This window comes from Robbsia sp. KACC 23696 (genome assembly GCF_039852015.1).
Taxonomy (GTDB): domain Bacteria; phylum Pseudomonadota; class Gammaproteobacteria; order Burkholderiales; family Burkholderiaceae; genus Robbsia.
In genome coordinates, this window is sequence record NZ_CP156627.1 from 258,044 (window position 1) to 275,612 (window position 17,569).

14 protein-coding genes and 1 riboswitch are annotated in these 17,569 nt (G+C 62.4%); of the genes, 12 read left to right on the forward strand and 2 right to left on the reverse strand.

All coding sequences use genetic code 11. The annotated features are described in order from the left end of the window. Positions 1-45 precede the first annotated feature (45 nt). The 5 genes from ABEG21_RS15955 to ABEG21_RS15975 all read left to right on the forward strand — a co-directional run bounded on the left by ABEG21_RS15955 (position 46) and on the right by ABEG21_RS15975 (position 5,961). Positions 46-654 (forward strand): TetR/AcrR family transcriptional regulator, encoded by a 609-nt coding sequence (locus ABEG21_RS15955; protein WP_347557629.1) that lies wholly within the window; start codon positions 46-48, stop codon positions 652-654. A 381-nt stretch (positions 655-1,035) separates the two neighbouring features. Further along, a complete protein-coding gene (locus ABEG21_RS15960; RefSeq protein WP_347557630.1) occupies positions 1,036-2,400 on the forward strand; it encodes an MFS transporter in 1,365 nt (454 codons plus the stop codon). 97 nt (positions 2,401-2,497) lie between these two features. Next, positions 2,498-3,613: a porin gene (locus tag ABEG21_RS15965; protein WP_347557631.1), complete on the forward strand. Its 1,116-nt coding sequence runs from the start codon at positions 2,498-2,500 to the stop codon at positions 3,611-3,613. 33 nt (positions 3,614-3,646) lie between these two features. Then, a complete protein-coding gene (locus tag ABEG21_RS15970; RefSeq protein ID WP_347557632.1) occupies positions 3,647-4,378 on the forward strand; it encodes a glutathione S-transferase family protein in 732 nt (243 codons plus the stop codon). 72 nt (positions 4,379-4,450) lie between these two features. After that, positions 4,451-4,553, forward strand: a riboswitch (Fluoride riboswitch). Between the two features lie 100 nt (positions 4,554-4,653). After that, entirely contained in the window at positions 4,654-5,961 is a 1,308-nt protein-coding gene (locus tag ABEG21_RS15975) for a voltage-gated chloride channel family protein (RefSeq protein ID WP_347557633.1), read from the forward strand. Between the two features lie 105 nt (positions 5,962-6,066). Here the strand turns inward: ABEG21_RS15975 and ABEG21_RS15980 are convergent, their stop codons facing one another. After that, positions 6,067-6,312, reverse strand: coding sequence for a hypothetical protein (locus ABEG21_RS15980; RefSeq protein WP_347557634.1), 246 nt, complete (start codon positions 6,310-6,312; stop codon positions 6,067-6,069). Positions 6,313-6,938: 626 nt separating this feature from the next. On the opposite strand from ABEG21_RS15980, the gene ABEG21_RS15985 reads away from it, so the two are divergent. The 7 genes from ABEG21_RS15985 to ABEG21_RS16015 all read left to right on the forward strand — a co-directional run bounded on the left by ABEG21_RS15985 (position 6,939) and on the right by ABEG21_RS16015 (position 16,400). Beyond that, a complete protein-coding gene (locus ABEG21_RS15985; protein WP_347558049.1) occupies positions 6,939-8,081 on the forward strand; it encodes an MFS transporter in 1,143 nt (380 codons plus the stop codon). A gap of 227 nt (positions 8,082-8,308) precedes the next feature. Beyond that, complete coding sequence (locus tag ABEG21_RS15990) at positions 8,309-9,700, forward strand: SGNH/GDSL hydrolase family protein (RefSeq protein WP_347557635.1); 1,392 nt, start codon at positions 8,309-8,311, stop codon at positions 9,698-9,700. Between the two features lie 123 nt (positions 9,701-9,823). Further along, positions 9,824-10,786, forward strand: a complete 963-nt coding sequence (locus ABEG21_RS15995) for a beta-propeller fold lactonase family protein (RefSeq protein ID WP_347558050.1) — start codon at positions 9,824-9,826, stop codon at positions 10,784-10,786. A 13-nt stretch (positions 10,787-10,799) separates the two neighbouring features. Then, entirely contained in the window at positions 10,800-11,816 is a 1,017-nt protein-coding gene (locus ABEG21_RS16000; RefSeq protein WP_347557636.1) for a sterol desaturase family protein, read from the forward strand. A gap of 120 nt (positions 11,817-11,936) precedes the next feature. Next, positions 11,937-12,410 carry a hypothetical protein gene (locus ABEG21_RS16005; protein ID WP_347557637.1) on the forward strand — a complete coding sequence of 158 codons (474 nt, stop codon included), beginning with the start codon at positions 11,937-11,939 and terminating at the stop codon, positions 12,408-12,410. Between the two features lie 317 nt (positions 12,411-12,727). Further along, positions 12,728-14,905, forward strand: a complete 2,178-nt coding sequence (locus tag ABEG21_RS16010; protein WP_347557638.1) for a TonB-dependent receptor — start codon at positions 12,728-12,730, stop codon at positions 14,903-14,905. Positions 14,906-14,954: 49 nt separating this feature from the next. Beyond that, positions 14,955-16,400, forward strand: a complete 1,446-nt coding sequence (locus tag ABEG21_RS16015) for a PepSY domain-containing protein (RefSeq protein ID WP_347557639.1) — start codon at positions 14,955-14,957, stop codon at positions 16,398-16,400. Positions 16,401-16,520: 120 nt separating this feature from the next. Here ABEG21_RS16015 and ABEG21_RS16020 read toward each other — a convergent pair whose 3' ends face one another. Beyond that, positions 16,521-17,495, reverse strand: coding sequence for a hypothetical protein (locus ABEG21_RS16020; protein WP_347557640.1), 975 nt, complete (start codon positions 17,493-17,495; stop codon positions 16,521-16,523). Positions 17,496-17,569: the final 74 nt, after the last annotated feature.

Sequence of the window (17,569 nt, forward strand, 5' to 3'; positions counted from 1 at the left end):
GCCGACAGGGGGCACGCCCGGCCATTTGCTAAAATGAGCGCCCGTTTGCCTTTTTTCTCAGTCGAGGATGCCGTGCCGCAGGTCAAGAAAGCGGATCGCCGCGATGCCATCGTCGCGGCCGCGTTCGCGTTGTTCAGTAGTAGCGGCTATACGAGCACCACGATGTCGGCCATCGCCCGAGCCGCGCAGATGACCGTAGCCAATCTGTACGTCTACTTCGATTCCAAGCTGCTGATCCTGTACGAGATCTATCGGCCCTGGCTATATCGCCAATTGGAGACGTTGAAGACCGACGTCGCGGCGCTCGGCACGCCGAGGGAAAAGCTCGAGCGTCTGCTGGTCGGTTTGTGGCGCGATATCCCCGCCGCCGATCATTCGTTTGCGAATGCGCTGATCGAGGCGTTGGCGAACGTCCCCGCGGAATCGGGCAAGCCCGACAGCCTGCTGGCCGAAGTCGAGCAATTCCTGACGACGGTGTTGATCGACGCGGTGCCGGCAAGGCGGCGCAGTGCCGTCGAGGACGGGACGCTCGCGCATATCGTCTGGATGGCCTTCGATGGCTTCGTCATCAATCAACGCATCGGCGACTTGCGCGACATCGACCGCATCGCCAGCCTGACCACCACGCTGTTGCTCGGCGAAGCGTTGCACTGACGCACGTCGTCTCGATGCGGCAGGGCAATGGTCCCGCGTCCGCTTCCCGCCTCTTCTCCCCGTTTCCCCCTTCCAATTTCCGCCAGCACCGCCATTGGCGGCGCGCCGGCCGTCGTGCCGGCGCCGCCGCATTTTTGATACGCGGCTTTTTTGAAATGCTTTGACGTCGCCGAATAAAGAATGGCATTCTCTATTCGTTCGCAGGGAATCCGGCCTAGCAGGCTCTCGACATTTCTCGGCGACAGACGGTTCCCACAAACGCTTTGCCCGACGTCTTATCAGGGTCTACACCGATCCGTTTTCCGCGACGGCATCGATCGCAGCCATGGCTCGAACGACACGGCAGAGACACCTTTCAGTCATACTAACTGATTACCGATCATGGAAAACGTGTCCGGCTCCGGCCTGGCGGCAGGCCTTCGTCCGCCCGCTCGCACCACTTATACGGTCCTCCTCCTTTGTTTCCTGACCATCGTCTCCGAGGGGTATGACGTCGGCGTGATGGGCGTCATCGTGCCCGCCCTGCTCCACGACGCGCAATGGCATCTGACGCCGATGCAGATCGGCGAGATGGGCAGTGCAGCGTTGATCGGGACATTGTTCGGCTCCTACCTGCTCAGCGTCGTCAGTGACATGATGGGGCGCAAGCCGTTGATCATTGGCTGCGTCACGCTGTTTTCCATCTCGATGCTGGCGGCCGCGACGCTGCAAACGCCGACCGGATTCTGGATCGCCCGTTTTATCGGCGGCATCGGCTTGGGCGGCGTCATCTCGACGGCCTGTGCGCTGACCGTCGAATATTCCCCGCCCGAACAGCGCAATCGCAATTTCGCCATCATGTATGCCGGCTATTCGATTGGCGCGCTGGTGTCCGCGCTCGTCGGCATGGGCTTTCTGGCGAGTCATGGCTGGCGCTTCGTCGTGGCCGCAGGCGCGATCCCGCTGGTGCTGGTGCCATTTCTGATTCGCTTGCTCCCCGAATCGCTCGAGTTGCTGATCGCACGCGGCCGGCATGACAAGGCCATCGCATTGGCCCGGCGCCTCTCGGTACCGATCGTCGATCTGGCGCATCTGCAAAAGGCCCCGGCCGAACAGCGCTCGCTGCGCAGCGTCTTCGCCGAAGTGTTCTCCCGCCAGAATGCGATGGGGACGATTTGCATGTGGGTGGCCCAGGTGGCGGCGGTGACCGTGATCTATGGCCTCGGCACATGGTTGCCGCAAACGATGCGCAAGCTCGGTTACGACCTTGGATCCAGCCTGTCGTTTCTGGCGGTGTTCATGTTGTCTTCCGCGATCGGCGGCATCCTGATCGGGCGCATCAGCGACCGGCTCGGCACGCGCAAGACGATCGCCGGCGGGTATGTGATCGGAGCCATCGCCATTGCCTGTCTCGCGATTCGGGGCGGCGGTCTGTTGCAAAACTACCTTCTGGTCGCGCTGGCGGGCTGCGGCAGCATCGGCGTCGCGATGGTGCAGTTGGGATTCATCGCCAACTACTATGCCGCCGGCGCACGCGCCAGCGCGACGGGATGGGCCGTGGGCATCGGTCGCGTCGGTGCCATGGGCGGCCCGCTTATCGGGGGCTATCTGGCAGCGCAGAACATCGACGTTGCGTGGAATTTCTATACCTTTTCGGCATCGGCATTGATCGCCGGCGCTGCCATCGCGCTGACACCCCGTCCGCAGACCGCCGCCGCCGCCGCCGCGACAGGCGATACGCCGCCGGTGCATGCCGGTACGCACTGACGAAGCGCATGCAGCGTGCAGGCCGATGCAAGGCAGCGCATCGGCCGATATGTCCTCGGCTCCCTCCACACCCATATAACGCAGTCCTAAAGATCATATGAACTACTGCAAACGATCCGCCGTCCGCCCCGCCCTGTGGTCCGCAGCGCTGGCACTGTCTTTTGTCGGCCTGTCCGCCGTCGGGACGGCTCGCGCCGCCGACAGTACCGTTACGCTGTATGGCAGCATCGATGAAGGCATTACGTATATCTCGAATCAAGCCGGGAAGCGCGCATGGACGATGGGTGTCGTTGCCGTGCCGGATAAATTCGGCTTGAAAGGCACGGAGGATCTGGGGGGCGGCTTGTCGGCGATCTTTCAGTTGGAGAACGGCTATTTCTCGAATACCGGCACGTCCGCGATTGCTGCCGACGCTTTCAGTCGCTACGCCTGGGTGGGCTTGAGCAGCGTGCGATCCGGGACCCTGACGTTGGGGCGGCAGTGGGATCTGACGAACGATGTCTTCACACCCAATGCCAATGGGGCCGTGCAGTACAACAATTATCTTTATCATCCGGCGAATTTCGATAATTCCGCCGTCAACGACGTCAACAATTCCTTGCGCTACACGTCGCCCAAATGGGGCGGTTGGTTTGTACAGGGGATGTACGGATTCAGCGATCACAGCAGTGGACAGGGGCGCTACGCTGGCGCCACGTTGCGCTATGCGGCGGGACCGTTGAGCATCGGCGCCGTCTATAGCAGCATCAATAATCGCACCTATGCGCTCAACACGCTGCTGGGTTACACGCAGTTTCTCGGTCAGACGCTGACCAACGGCAACGTCTTCCGTGCAACGAACACGACGGTGCTAGGCGTCGGCGGCCAGTATCGATTCAGTCCGGCATGGACGCTGCACGGTCTCGCGGATCATGTGCATCTGGAGACGGCCGGTCCGTCGGGCAATATCTATAACGTGGAACTGGGTCTTGACTGGCTCGTCACACCGTTCAACTCGATCAGCCTGGGTGGCTTCCGGGCCGGCGTGGTCGGACGCCAGTACACTTCGGTCGGGCTGGCCGATCTGTACCACTTCTCCGCCACCACGATGGTGTACGCCGAAGCAACGACACAATTCGCATCGCATGGCACGGAGGCGGCGATGCCTTCGCTGACCGCCTCGTCCAATACACGCCAAACCACGCTGCGCATCGGCGTACAGCATTATTTCTGAACGTTCCCGGCCACCATCGCAAACAACCCGTTCATGCTGACACTTTACTTCGCGCCCGGCTCCTGTGCCATGGCGCCACGTTTCGCGCTGGCCTATGCGGGCGCGGACTATACGCTGATCCGCATGAATCTGGGCGATGGCGAACAGCAGCGCCCGGAACATCTGGCACGCAATCCGCTCGGGCGCGTCCCGGTGCTCGTCGACGACGACTTCGTCCTGACCGAGAATCTCGCAATCCTGCGCTACATCGCGCGACGCTTTCCGCAGGCGGCATTGTGGCCCGACGATCCCAAGGAAGAGGCGCGCTGCCTGGAGTTGATGGCGCTGTGTGCAACGGCGCTGCATCCAACCATGGCGCATGAAAGAAAGCCACAACGCTATGCCCATGCACCAGAGAGCCGGATCGACGTGGCGGCGGTCGCACGCGAGACGCTTGCGTCGTTGACGATGGTGATCGAGCGGCGTATTGCGGCGTGGGACGCGGCGCGCAAGGTAGCGCAGCGGGGCATCGCATCCAACGATGCCGTCGAGCGCTTCACGGTCGCCGATTTCTATCTCGCTTTCTTCTGGCTCTTCCGTCCTGGCGCGTCGTACGCCTTACCGGCATCGGTGCCCATTACTGACGACGATCGCACCCCCGCGTGGACCGCACTGGCCAGGCGCGTTTACGCGCTGCCGTGCATTCGCGACATCTGCATGGCGGACGGACTTCGCCAGCCCGGCCCGCCGAGCGCGCTGGACAACATCGCGGTGCCTGGGGAATAATGCGGTCTTGCCGCTTTTCAAGATATCCGCGCCCCCTTGTCTCGCAAGAGATCGGCCCGGTGGATCGACGGAAGCGGCACAGGAGATGGTGCTCCTCCTGGTTTCGACAAACCGCCCGCTCCTCCCCCGATAATCAAAAGGGGAAGAAGACCGGGCCGATGGCGCCTACAGCCAACCTGACTCGCGTCGGGGCTGTAGGCGCTCGCGCTTCGATGCCGCGTCCCGTTTTTGCCCCCCCGCATTTGTCAGGCCATCCTTCTTTTGCCTGAGCCGTCATGCCGTCTTTTTTCCGCTTTCCGCATCGCTCCCGTCGTCTATCGGAGCCGCTGGCGTCGCTGCCGTATTTTGCAAAGTGGTTTTTACTTTCAGGGCTCGTCGCCCTCTTGTCGGGCACGGCGTCCGCCTGGTTCCTGATCGCGTTGGAGCATGTCACCGCGTTGCGTGAACAGCATCACGGCATCGTCTGGTTGTTGCCGTTTGCAGGATGCGGCGTCGGATGGCTCTATCATCGGTACGGCAAATCGGTCGAGCGCGGCAATAATCTGCTGATCGACGAGATTCATGACCCGCAACGCGTCGTGCCGCTACGGATGGCCCCGCTGGTGATGTTCGGCACGCTTGTCTCTCATTGCTTCGGTGCATCGGTCGGTCGCGAGGGCACCGCCGTGCAGATGGGCGGTGCCCTCGCCGACCAACTGACGCATCTGTTCAAACTCGAACACGCGGATCGACGCATTCTGCTGATGAGCGGCATCAGTGCCGGTTTTGCATCGGTCTTCGGCACGCCGTTGGCAGGAACGGTCTTTGGCTTGGAAGTGCTGGCAATCGGCCGGATGCGCTACGACGCGCTGCTGCCCTGCCTGATCGCCAGCCTCGTCGCGGACAGCGTCTGTCGCGCATGGGGCGCCATTCACACGCACTATGCGGTGGGTCAGTTGGCACCGCTCGGCGTCCACACGGTCATTGCCGTGCTGCTCGCCGGCGTATTGTTCGGACCGGTCGGGATGGCCTTTGCGCGTGCGACGCATGCGGCGGGTGCCTGGATCAAACGGCTAGTGCCGTTTGCGCCGCTCCGTCCGCTGATCGGCGGCGCCCTGATCGCGACGGCCGTCTGGTGGTTCGATGCCTATCACTATATCGGCCTCGGCATCCCGGATATCGTCCGCGCGTTCGATGCACCGATGCGCCCGTGGGATTTTCTCGGCAAGTTCGTTTATACCGTCGCCTCGCTCGGCAGCGGCTTCAAGGGCGGTGAGGTGACGCCGCTTTTCTATATCGGCGCCACGCTCGGCAATGCGCTCGGACCGCTGCTGCACTTGCCCGTATCGATGCTCGCGGCGCTTGGTTTCGTCGCCGTCTTTGCCGGCGCCGCCAATACGCCGATGGCCTGCATTCTGATGGCAGTCGAACTTTTCGGCGCGGGAATCGGCCCGATGGCGGCACTGGCGTGCATTACCGCTTACCTGTTTTCAGGCCATGCCGGGATCTATCATGCCCAACGGATCGAAGCGCACAAATATCGTCGCGAAGCGACCGTCATTGCGGCAAGCGCACGCGTCCCCGAGCCGGAAACCCGCGCATAATCCGATTGGGATAATTCCAGATATACGACTTTCGGGCGGCTGTCGCGCCCGATACTCGGCACTCGCCACTCGGCGGCAATGCAACGCGGCAGTGCCTTATATCGTTCAGCTATTGAACAGATCGACTTCCGAAAAATCGTGGGCAGAAATCGCGGCGCGAATGGTCAATAAGGCCTGTTCGCGCTGAGCACGCCATTTGACGGCGGTTTCCGCGGCGCGTTGCGCCCGTTCGGCTTCTTCCGCATCGCGTTCAACTTCGCCTTTCGACTTGAATAGCGCATTGAAACGCGCAATGGCGTCGTCGTTCCTGCGCATCGCGACCTTGTCGGTGGGTAAGCGCGTGTCCTTCATTATGGATTTACTCTCCGATTGCACTACAACGGCACGGATTGCCCGTACCGGACCGATTTGCATGAACGGTCTTATCGAAACGATATTTTAGCAAAATATGCGCCCGGCTATGCGGAACTCGCCTTTTCGGCCGACGTCGTTTTGGATGACACGCCGAAACGTACTATTGGCCTTAGTGTCGAAACCTTGGCCGAGCTACGGGAACAGCTCGTATTCTAAGCGGTTTCAGGCCGGGACTGTGAAAAATTCGCGCATGTCGATTATTGCAACGGATTATCGACGCGTGCCGCTTTGTAAAAAAAAATAATACGGACGATGGTTTTACCCGGCTGCTGATTACTGCTTAAGCACAGGCGTCGGATGTCGATCAGGCGCCCGAATCCCACTTGCCCCTTGCCGTTTGACAGCGCGACCGCAATCCACGATCATTAATGTATCAATCGATACATAACATGAGCTATTTGCCTGGACGCCCTTTCCCGATGCCTCTACTGTCAGCCAATCCTGAACCGAATCGTTCGTCCGCCGCAGGTCGTGCCGACGTTGCAAGCACGGCCCTATCCGATAATGAACTGGCCACGTCACCCGTTCGACCCGGCACGCCCACCGTCGACGCGCCCTTGCCGATGGCGGCCTTGATCGGCCTTGCGCTGACCGGCTTCCTTTGCATCATGACCGAGACGATGCCGGCCGGCTTGTTGCCCCAAATGGCCGCGGACCTCCATTTGACGCTCTCGCTGGCCGGCCAAACCGTGACCGCTTACGCGCTGGGCTCCGTGCTCGCGGCGATTCCGCTGACGATCGCGACGCAGCGCTGGCCCCGACGTCGCGTATTGTTGCTGACTTTGTGCGGCTTTCTGCTGTGCAATGCCGCCACGGCCTATCTCGAAAATGTGCCGCTGATCATGATGGCACGCTTCGGTGCCGGCGCGGCAGCGGGCCTCGCCTGGAGTCTGCTGGCAGGCTATGCACGCAGAATGGTGGCGCCGCGGCAGCAAGGACGCGCGCTGGCCGTGGCGATGGCGGGCACGCCCGTCGCACTGTCGGTGGGCGTGCCGCTGGGCACTTGGCTGGGAGACGGGATGGGATGGCGACTCACGTTCACGGCGATGTCGGCCGTTACCGTGCTGCTGCTCGCCTGGGTGCGAGCCTGCGTCCCCGATTTTCCCGGCACGACGCATCGTCAAGCCGCACCGCTGCAGCACGTCTGGCGCACGCCGGGCGTCCGCGCGGTGCTGATGGTCGTGCTGACCTGGATGCTCGCGCATAACTTGCTGTACACCTATATCGCGCCGATGATCGCGCCATCGGGGCTCGGCACGCACCTCGATGCGATCCTGCTGGTATTCGGCGGCGCCTCGCTCGTATCGATCGGTCTGGTCGGCCGCATCGTCGATCGACATCTGCGCCGTGCGACGCTTGTCAGCCTCGCCGGCTTCGCGGTTGCGATTGCGTTATTGGGTTTCGGTCGTGCCGCGCCCGCCGTCGTCTATCTGGCGGTTGCCTTGTGGGGACTGGCCTTCGGCGGTGCCGCCACACTGTTGCAAACCGCGCTGGCCGATGCGGCGGCGGACGGCGCCGATGTCGCGCTGTCGATGAACGTCGTGATCTGGAACAGTGCGATCGCGGGCGGCGGCCTGCTGGGTGGCGTCCTCCTCGATCGTTTCGGCGCGTCCGCTTTCGCGATCGCGGCCGATATCTTGGTACTCGGCGCGCTCCTGATCGTCGGCCGATCGCGCCGGCACGGTTTTCGAGATCGGGCGCACTGAGCCGCTGCCGGAGGCACTGAGCCTTTTGGGGAGGCGGCCGGACGGGGCCGAGCCTCGTCTGCGCGTTTCCGTCCCGTCCCCCATCGGCGTCGGCTTTCTCCGGCGTGCCCTCCCTTGTTCCGGATCACAGGGCTTTCATCCGAGACAGCGCGCCGTCATATCGCTACACTGTCGCCGACGCGCGCCGGCGCGTCCCTTTCGCTCGCGACAATGCCATGCGGCGCCGCATGCCTTTTTCCTTTACTTCATCGATGCGCTCCGTTCCCCTCGCCTTGCCGTCTGCGTTCCCGATCGACGATGCCACTATTCGCGCCAACGACGCCATCGCGTCGCATGCCACGCGCACGGACCGCTGCCGTCTTGCCAGGCTCGGCCGACGCGCCGCCTTGATCCTCGGGCTCGCGGCGGCCGTATCGCAAGGGGCGCAGGCCGCACAGCAGGCGACACCGACGGACGGCTGGCAGACCGCATGGGCAACCGCCTTGCAGCCGGTGCCGCGCGTCGCCCATGCACCGTCCTATAATCTGGCGCCCGCGCTCGGCGGCCGTACGCTCCGGCAAGTCATTCGCGTACAGGTCGCCGGCGCGCAGTGGCGCCTTCGTCTGTCGAACCGGTATGGCGATCGCCCCGTGTCGATCGATGCCGCCTCGCTCGCGCCGGCGGGCCGGGGCGCCGCGCTGGCCGGCGCCCCGCTCGCGCTGACCTTCGGCGGTGCCAGATCGATCAGCCTGGCGCCGGGCGAAAGTCGCCTGAGCGATCCGCTAACCACCCCGTTGCGGCCTGGCCCGCTCGCCATCAGCCTCGCCATCGACGACAAAACGGCCGCGCCCAACACCTGGCACAAGCTCGCGAGCCAGCTGTCCTACGTATCGTCGGACGACAAGACGATGGATCGCGACGCCGCGCCGTTCAAGGTTGGGCCGACATCCTGGCTGTTCATCGACGCGTTGCTCGTCGATGCGCGCCCTCCCGCGGGCGTCATCGTGGCGATCGGCGACTCGATCACCGATGGCATGCGCTCGACGCTCAATGCGAACGCACGCTGGCCCGATCGACTGGCCGAGCGGATCGAAGCCGATCCCGCGACGGCCGGCCGCGCCGTCGTGAATCAAGGCATCAGCGGCAATCGCCTGCTCAGCAACTCGGCCTGCTACGGCGAATCGTTGACCAGCCGCTTCGACCACGATGCGCTGACGCTGCCCGGCTCCCGCGACATCATCGTGCTGATCGGCATCAACGATATCAACTTCCAGGCGATGCCGCCGCGCGCCGGACTCGACTGCGACTTCCCGCACACGGCGGTCTCGGCGGCGGATCTGATCGCCGGATATCGCCGACTCATCGAACGCGCGCATCACGCCGGCAAGCGCATTTTTGGCGCGACGCTGACACCGGCCTCGCTGCCAGCCGATCGCGAGGCGATCCGCCTGGCCGTCAATCACTGGATGCGGGAGGCCCCCGGATTCGACGGTGTCGTCGACTTCGACCGCGTGCTGCGGGATCCGGCGCACCCGGCCGCCTTGCAGCGACATTACGACAGCGGCGACCATATCCACCCAAGCGATGCCGGCTACCGCGCCATGGCGGAGGCCATCCCGCTGCGATTTTTCTCGAATTAAAAAAGCGACGTCAACCACCGCCGCGCCTGCAACGTTTTATCTTTCGATAGCGGTCAACCGGACCGCTTGCCGTACCTTATGCGATTTCCCATGCTGAACCGTGTTAGCCGTGCTTTCCTTGCCATGACAGTTGCCGGCGTATGCCTGGCCGGACAGGCCCGTGCCGCCGACCGCGTCATCGTCCTCGACTCGGCGCAGGCACAGTTGACGCTGATCGACCCGCTGACCCGTACCGTCGTCGGCACGGCGCCCACCGGCAAAGAGCCGCACCACTTGATGGTGACACCGGACGGCAAATCGCTGATGGTGGCGAATTCGGTGTCGAACAGCGTGATGCTGGTGGATCCGCACAGCGGCGATCTGCAACGGACGATCCCCGATATCGAGGATCCATACCAACTCGGTTTTTCGCCCGATCGGCAGTGGTTCGTCACCGCCGCCTTGCGCATGAACCGGGTCGACATCTATCACTATGACGGCAGCAACGTCACGTTGGCGAAGCGCATTCCGATCGGGATCACGCCGAGCCATTTGACGTTCGCGTCCGACAACAAGACCGTTTTCGTCACGCTGCAGGATTCCGGCGAACTGGCGGCGATCGACTTGCCCACGCAAACCATTCTGTGGCGGATGCCGGTCGGCACGCAACCGGCCGGACTGTGGATGACGCCGCAGGACCGTTATCTCCTGATCGGCATGACCGGCGAAGACGACGTGGCGGTGGTGGACTGGCGTAATCGGCAGGTCGTCAAACGCATTCATACCGGACGCGGCGCGCATAATTTCCGCAATCTCGACGACGGCGCCCATGTCGCCGTCTCGAATCGCGTCGCCAATACGATCACCGTGATCGACTACAACACCTTGACCAACGATGGCGACGTCACGGGCCTGCTGCCGGGGCCGGACGATATGGATCTGACATCGGATCGACGCTATCTGTGGGTGACGTTCCGCTTCGCCAAGCACGTCGGCATCATCGATCTTGCAACAAAGCAACTGATCGCGACGATCCGCGTGGGCCGCTCCCCGCACGGCATTTTCATGGCCGATCGCGCGCCGGTTTTGTCGCCGAACCCGGACTGAGAGAGCCGCCACCATGATCGATCAGATCTTGAACCTCGCGGATGCCGGCGTCGCCTTCCTGCAGACCGAGCTGTACGAACACGTGGTGCAGCCGCTGTTCTTCCGCTTCGGGCTGATGGGTTATGACGAAGACACCTACGATGCCTTGTATATGGTCATCGTCGGTGCGATTCAAGTGCTGCTGACCTTCGCGCTATTGCGTCCGCTGGAAGCCTGGCGCCCGCTCGAACGCTGGACTGAGCGCAAGTCCGTACGCGCCGACGTCGCCTACACCTGGATCGCGAAGCTCGGCCTGCTCAATCTGGCGTTCTTCCTGATCTTTCAGCCGCTGTTCTTCCATTGGCAAACGCTGATCGCGCTGTACGGCATTCCGAATTTCGAGATCGACACGTTGTGGCCCGGCGTCACCGACAAGCCGCTGGTGTCGTTCTGCCTTTACCTGGTGATCCTCGATTTTGCCGGTTATTGGTATCACCGCTGGCAGCATAAGTTCGGCGTCTGGTGGGAACTCCATGCAGTGCACCACAGCCAGCGCCAGATGTCGCTCTGGAACGACGATCGGAATCATTTTGTCGATACGCTGTTGCAGACGGCCTTCTTCGCGCTGATTTCCTTGTTCATCGGTGTCGAGCCGACGCAGTTCGTCGTACTGGTGGCCGTGAGCAATTTCTTCCAGAGCGTGCAGCACGTCAATGCCCGCCTGCCTTACGGCCGCGTGCTCGAACGCCTGCTCGTCAGTCCGGCTTTCCATCGGCGGCATCATGCCATCGGATATGGCCATGAAGGCCTGCACTACGGCTGCAATTTCGGCGTGCTGCTGCCGTGGTGGGACATGTTATTCCGCACCGCGGTCTGGACCCGGACCGTCGAACCCACCGGCATTCGCGACCAACTGCCGGACGGCGGCATGCCGGGCCGATCCTACGGACAGGGTGTCATTGCGCAGCAATGGCTCGCCCTGCAACGCATTGCCGCGCGCGGCATGTTCTCCCGACGCCCCGACGAAGAGCGCGGCACGCCTTCTTTGTAATCCCGGAAATAGTCAGTAATCGCTTTCCCAAAAAGGATAGAATGCGGGGCTATGTTCCCTGTTCTATCCCTTCTCCGTGGCACAAGTCATTGGGCGCGCCTGTTTCGCATGGGCGCGCTGATGATCTTGTTATGCCGCGGGTTGCTGTCCGGCGCCGTCATGTTCGACATGGACGCGCCGGCGGGGGATTTCGGGCTGGTCATGTGTTCCGGCTACGGTCCGATGTTTCCTGCCGCCGATGGAAGCCGCGCCGAGCGCCAGGCCGACGCCGGTATGTCGATGGATATGTCGATGCCCATGCCCATGCCGATGACGGATCACGCCACGATCGATCAGGACAAAACCGGCGCCGTTTCCAGTGTCATGCCCGACGGCATGCCGATGCATGCGACGGCGGATGCGAACGACATCTGTGCATTCAGTGCCGCCTTGCTGCTGGGTATCGGGGCGCTGTTCGTGGTCCTGCTGCTCGTCGGCGCACTGTCGACGGTGCGGCGTCTGCGCATCCGATACGTTCGGATCGTCGCCGGCGCGCCCTCTCCCTTCGCGCTGCCACTCAGCCGCGCACCGCCTTCGGGCTGCCTTCCTGCTTAATTCCCCCCGTTGCAGTGCCTGGCCGGTGTGTCATCCACCCGGCATGTTCGCGCTCGTCCTGACGTTTCAGCGATAACGGCGCGCCCACCCTTTTGCGTGGGAGGCACCGGCTCGCGCCTTTGCAAGGCGGCGTCGGCACGAACGCTCGACACGACAATGGGATCGCCTGTTTCCAACAGGCTTCGGACGCGGCTGCCCGTCGTATCGACGACTCGATGCGAGGACGAAGCGGCGCCATCCCTTTCCTTTTTCATGCCATGTTTTTAAGACGTACGACGCCGTCCCCTGCGGCGCACTTTCCGCGACGCTGCCACCCGTTGCGTCCGATCACCGTCGGCATGTTCACGGCGCTGTGTGCGACGCAAGGCGTCTTCGCGCAGGACATCCCGCTTCAAGATTCACCAACGCCGAAAGACGCACCGGCCCGCACAGCGCGCGACAGCCGCGGCGCACGCGAACAGACTACCGCGGCGCTGCCTGCGGTCGCGGTGCAGGCGGCGCGTCAAACGATGCTGGACCAGACGACGAACACCGGGTCGAATCTGGGCCTCTCGCTATTCGAGACGCCCGCCAGCATCGATCGCATCGACCGGCGCACGCTCAACATGCAGGGCGACGCGAACCTCACCGACGCCGTCAGTCGTGCCGCCGGCATCAGCGAATCGCCGCACCCCGGCAATGGCGGCAGCGAGCTTGCCGCGCGTGGTTTTATCGGCAGCAGCTCGGTCACGCAACTGTTCGATGGCGTGAAGCCTTACGGCGCGATCGGCGTCACCTACCCGTTCGATACCTGGTCCGTCGATCATATCGACGTCTTGCGCGGGCCGGCGTCGGTCATCTACGGTGAAGGGGCGATTGGCGGTATCGTCAACGTCGTGCCAAAGAAGCCGACGCAGGGACCGATCCAAAACGAGATACGCCTAGGCGTGGGTACCGAAAAAACGGCACGCGTTGCCTTCGGCAGCGGGGGCGCGATCAACAGCAAACTGTCCTACCGCTTCGACGTCAGCGGCAATCGCTCGGACAACTGGGTGGACCGCGGCGACAGCAAGGATTTGTCGTTCTCGGGCGCGCTGCGCTACGACATCACGCCGACGCTGAATATCACCGCCTCTTATGCCCAGGGCTATCAGCATCCGATGCGGTATTTCGGGATACCGTTGGTCAACGGCGGCCTGGATCGTGCGCTGTACGACAAGAACTACAACGTCTCCGATGCGCTGATCTCCTATCGCGACAGTTGGGCGACGCTCGCGGCCGAATGGCGCCCCAGCGACGCGCTGCGCGTCTCCAGCACTCTTTACAGGATGAAAAGCAACCGGCATTGGTACGACGTCGAGGACTACAGCTACACGCCCGCCACCGGCCAGATCGCGCGCGGCGATTACACCGAGATCCGCCACGATCAGGAGCAGATCGGCGACACGACATCGGCCAGCCTGACGCATCGCATCGGCGGATTGACGAATCGGGTGTCCGTCGGCTTCGACATCAGCCACACGACGTTTCAGCACGATAACAATTCGCCCTACTCCGGTAGTTCGAGCGTCGATCCGCTCGACTTCGATCCCGGCGTGTTCATCAATCTCCCCGGCACTTTTCCGAAGTATCGATCCCAGGCGAATGCCTACGCCTTGTTTGCCGAAGACCGCCTGGATCTGACGTCGCGCTGGTCCGTCGTCGGCGGCGTGCGCTATGACCATGCCGCCATCAATCGCATCGATCTCGTCAATGGCGGCGGTTTCTCGAAAACAGTCGCCAATACCGGATGGCGTCTGGGTTCGGTTTTCGATCTGAGCGCGCAAACCGCCCTCTATGCCCAATACGCGGAGGCGGCGGACCCGGTGAGTTCGCTGCTGATGCTCAATGCGAACAGTGCGCGATACACGCTCGCCACCGGCAAGCAGATCGAAGTCGGGATCAAGCAGGTCTTTCTCGATGGTCGTGCGGAAGCGACCCTCGCCGCGTATCGGATCGTCAAGAACAACCTCACCTCGCCGGACCCTTCGAATCCAGACAATACGATACAAATCGGCCAGCAATCATCGCGCGGCGTCGAGGCGACTGTCGCCGCCGACCTTACCCGCGACCTCCATATCGACGCCAATGTCTCGCTGCTGCGGGCGAAATACGACGACTACGCGGCGAATATCGATGGCGCGCTCGTATCGGAGGCTGGCAACGTCCCCGCTGGCGTCCCGCAGCGTCTCGCCAACGTTTGGGTTCGCTATCGTTTTCAGCCCGCCTGGACCGCGATTGCCGGCCTGAAGTTTGTCGGCAAACGCTATGCCGATAGCGCGAATCGAGACGGCATGGCCTCGTATACGACGCTCGATCTCGGTTTGGCCTGGCGGGCAAGACGCGATACCACGATCACGTTCCGCGCCTACAACGTGCTGAATCGACGCTATGTGCAAAGCGCGTATTACAACGAGACCCAATATCTGCTCGGAAACGACCGCCGTTTCGAGTTGTTGCTCGACTATCGGTTCTGATGTCTTTTTTGCGACGCAAGCGCTCCGACTTTTTTGAGAGATGAAGGACATGCAGACAAACCATATCGCGCCGCTGCAGCGCGAAGCGAATGTCGGTGCCGCCGCCCGCTATCGGATGCTGTGGCGCTGGCACTTCTATGCAGGACTCTTCGTGATGCCCTTCCTGATCGTCTTGGCGATCACCGGCATCCTGTATTGTTTCCAGCCGCAGATCGACCATCTGCTGTATCGCCCTTTATTGGACGTGGCGTCATCCTCGGCGCCACGGCTCAGTTACCAGGCCCTGCTCACGCGAGCGGTGGCGGCGGAGCCGCGCGATGCCATCGCGACAACGGTATCCATCGAATCCGCGCCAACGCGATCGGTCGAATACCGTTTCAAGCTCTCGCGCGGCGGCAATGAGAGCGTCTACCTGAATCCCTATACCGGCGCGATATTGGGACGTCTCAGCGTCGAGAATCGTTTTACGGAACAGGTGCGGATGATCCATCGCGGTTTGCTTATCGGCAAGCTTGGCGAGATCGTCATGGAACTGGCCGGCTGCTGGACACTGGTCATGTTGGGCACCGGCATCGCGATGTGGTGGCCCGTGCAGCGACAGCCGGCGCGTTTCTGGCCGGACAAACGGCAACGCGGTCGTGCCTGGTGGCGCGATGCCCATCGCGTGCTTGGCATCTGGGTCGTGTTCGGCGCGCTGGCCTTCGTTCTGTCGGGCCTGCCGTGGAGCAGTACCTGGGGCCAATGGTTCAAACAGCTCGTGACGACGACCGGCGCCGGCCTCCCGCCCGATACCTATGCGGCGCAAACCGTGCAGTCGCTTCCACCGGGGGCCCCTGCACCGATAGCGGCCGCACGCCCGGCGCACCACGCCGACGCGATGCCCGGCATGATCATGGACGATCTGCCGATCAAGCAAGTCCCGTGGGCCGTTGGCGCCTTACCGCTGCCGGAGACGTCGGCGGAATTGGCGCCGACTATTCCTATCGATCGTGTCGTCGGCCTGGCCGCGGAACGCCATGTCGTCAGTGGCTATCAGATCGTCCTGCCGCGCCGCCCGACCGACGTCTATACCGTCAGCTATTTCGCCCCGGATCCGCGCGCGGAACGCACCTTGCATATCGACCAATACAGCGGGCGCGTGCTGAAGGACATTGGTTTTCATGAGTACGGCTTCATCGGTGCGGCCGTCGCGTTTGGCACGGACCTGCATATGGGGCGCGTCTTCGGCCTCGCCAATCAGTTGGCGTGTACCGCGATCTCGCTGGCGATTCTGCTGTTGGCGGCGAGCGGCGCCTGGCTGTGGATCAAGCGCCGACCAAAGGGCCGGCTCGCCGCGCCGGCGCGCCCTGTCAATGCCCCGGCGATGCGCGCGTGGTGCATCGGTCTGGGCGTGCTCGGCATCGTGTTCCCGATGCTCGGTGTGACGTTACTGCTTGCCTGGCTGGTCGATCGCTGGATCGCCGCAAGGCAGGATCGCGCAGCAGCGCTTGCTTGAAACAGGACTTGCGACTCGGCGCGTCTTACTGGATGGCGCACCTTAATGCTTTTGCCTATTGCTGAGCACCCGGATGATTCAAGCAATACGCTTGGATAACGTGCACAGCTTCCCTCGATTTCAGAAGCGATATCCGGCGCCGATGAGGAAGATGTCCGTATCGCGATTGTAGGTCGTCAAGACGCGATCCCATGAAAAACGAACGACGACGTGCGGCGTCACGCGGTACGAGGCCGACATCGTGAACAGCCCCGAGAGTTTGGCGCCGGTCCGGTCGCTGTCGCGACTGACGCGATAGGTATCGGCCGCCAGATAAGGACCCACGCCCATCCCGATCGTCAGCTTGTCGTGATACAAAGGCTCGGTCAGCCAGATCTGCGTTGCAACGCCGTTGCGCTCCGTCAAGCGCGTGTTGCCTTCATCGATCCACGCCACGGTCCCTTCGATATGCTGACTGAAGGTGTGGCGATATTCGACGCTCTTCGAAAACGTCGATTGCGAACTTAAACTGTTGACGACGGTCTTGCCCGCCATCACCGTCAACTCGTCACCGTGCGGGAAGCGTAGACGCGTATCGCTCGGATCGGGTATCAGCGCACTTTTCGGCAGGCTATACGATAAGCCGAAGAGCAATGAAGAGGACTGTATGCTGCCCGGTGCCTGCACTTCGTTGAAGCGCAATTGCAAACGGAGATGCTCTGTTGCCGCCCAATTCGCGGTTACCGAATAGAGCACGCCCCAGCCGTGCTGATTGACGTACAAGCGATTCGGCGACGTCGATGTATCGTAATAACGATAAGGTCCGGCGCCAAGGCCCACGGTAAAGCGCGGTGAAAAAAGCGCTTGATCGTACCAAATTTGAAATGCCGAACCATCGCGATGATGATCGGGCACATGCCCTTCGTTGAGCCAGGTCGCACCGAGCGATAGATTCTTATAGATCGACTGTCGGTATCCAAAGCTCCAGGTGTAGGTACTCTCACCGCCGGCGGATCCGCGAAGCGCGCCGAGATCCGCACTAACCTCCTGCGCCTGCGCGAGAATCGGCGTGAACAAGACCGTACCGGCCATGAAAATGGTACGAAGCGACCGCATAAATTCCCCTGGGCTGGCGTATTTTTGGCCGGATGTTAACGGAATCTTAAGAATGGCGTGTTACCGCCGTAATC

Coding starts and splice junctions, on each gene's coding strand:
- ABEG21_RS15960 (WP_347557630.1), top strand. CDS start 1,036: ATGGAAAACGTGTCCGGCTCCGGCCTGGCGGCAGGCCTTCGTCCGCCC.
- ABEG21_RS16005 (WP_347557637.1), top strand. CDS start 11,937: ATGATCTTGTTATGCCGCGGGTTGCTGTCCGGCGCCGTCATGTTCGAC.
- ABEG21_RS16020 (WP_347557640.1), bottom strand. CDS start 17,495: ATGCGGTCGCTTCGTACCATTTTCATGGCCGGTACGGTCTTGTTCACG.
- ABEG21_RS15985 (WP_347558049.1), top strand. CDS start 6,939: ATGGCGGCCTTGATCGGCCTTGCGCTGACCGGCTTCCTTTGCATCATG.
- ABEG21_RS15990 (WP_347557635.1), top strand. CDS start 8,309: ATGCCTTTTTCCTTTACTTCATCGATGCGCTCCGTTCCCCTCGCCTTG.
- ABEG21_RS15965 (WP_347557631.1), top strand. CDS start 2,498: ATGAACTACTGCAAACGATCCGCCGTCCGCCCCGCCCTGTGGTCCGCA.
- ABEG21_RS16000 (WP_347557636.1), top strand. CDS start 10,800: ATGATCGATCAGATCTTGAACCTCGCGGATGCCGGCGTCGCCTTCCTG.
- ABEG21_RS16015 (WP_347557639.1), top strand. CDS start 14,955: ATGCAGACAAACCATATCGCGCCGCTGCAGCGCGAAGCGAATGTCGGT.
- ABEG21_RS15995 (WP_347558050.1), top strand. CDS start 9,824: ATGACAGTTGCCGGCGTATGCCTGGCCGGACAGGCCCGTGCCGCCGAC.
- ABEG21_RS15970 (WP_347557632.1), top strand. CDS start 3,647: ATGCTGACACTTTACTTCGCGCCCGGCTCCTGTGCCATGGCGCCACGT.
- ABEG21_RS15980 (WP_347557634.1), bottom strand. CDS start 6,312: ATGAAGGACACGCGCTTACCCACCGACAAGGTCGCGATGCGCAGGAAC.
- ABEG21_RS15975 (WP_347557633.1), top strand. CDS start 4,654: ATGCCGTCTTTTTTCCGCTTTCCGCATCGCTCCCGTCGTCTATCGGAG.